At 51.6% G+C, this 870-nt stretch carries 1 pseudogene; it reads left to right on the forward strand.

Annotated features, from left to right (window positions below):
* Positions 1 to 870: pseudogene (locus ACFPVS_RS13670) on the forward strand (IS5 family transposase); the annotation flags it as partial.

The raw sequence follows: 870 nt of genomic DNA on the forward strand, positions 1-870 counted from the left end.
CATGGGCAGCTTCTTCAAACTGCCGAAACCATGGTTGGCAAGAACCTTAACTGCTTTCGCTTACTCAAAGTTCAGCTCATTACCGGCCGGCAACCCATTGCCGGTTATCCCGAACAGCAAAAAGGCCGCTATGCCCGTCATAACGGCGGCCGTCCCGCCTATTCATTGCTGTCCGTGTTTAAAGCCGTCTTAATCGGCCAATGGCACAGCCTGTCCGCCCCCGAACTCGAACACAGCCTCATTACCCGTACCGACTTTTACCTCTTCTGCGGTTTTGACGAACCCGACACCCCCGGCCACAGCACACTTTGCCGTTACCGCAACTGGCCGGTACAAAACAATCTACTTGCCTAATTACTGGATTTGATTAACCGACAATTAACCGGCAAAGGCTTAAAAGTCCAAAATGCCAAAGCAGCCGTCATTGACGCCGCCATTATCCAAACAGCCGGCGGCAAACAGCGGCGGGCGATTGAAACCGGTGAAAACGGTGTGGTTTCAGAAAACACCCCCGGCAAAGACAAAGCTGCCCGCCGGATAAAGAAGGACGGCAAGTTCAAACTCGGCTGCAAACAGCATACCCGTACCGGCCATGAAGGCTGTATCGAGAAACTGCACATCAGACCGGCCAACGAACATGAATGCAACCACTTTGAACCGTTGCTTCAAGAAATTGACGAAGGTACCAAGGTTTATGCCGACAAAGGATATGACAGCAAAGCCAATCGAGCCTTACTGCAACATAAAGGGCTTTCAGACGGCATTATGCGTAAGGCGCACCGGGGCCATCCGTTAACAGAGGACGATAAGGCAAGAAATAAGCAATTGTCGAAAACGCGCTATGGGTGGAACAAAGCTTTGGTACGTTGC

This window comes from Neisseria weixii (genome assembly GCF_042658245.1).
GTDB classification, from domain to species: Bacteria; Pseudomonadota; Gammaproteobacteria; order Burkholderiales; family Neisseriaceae; genus Neisseria; species Neisseria weixii.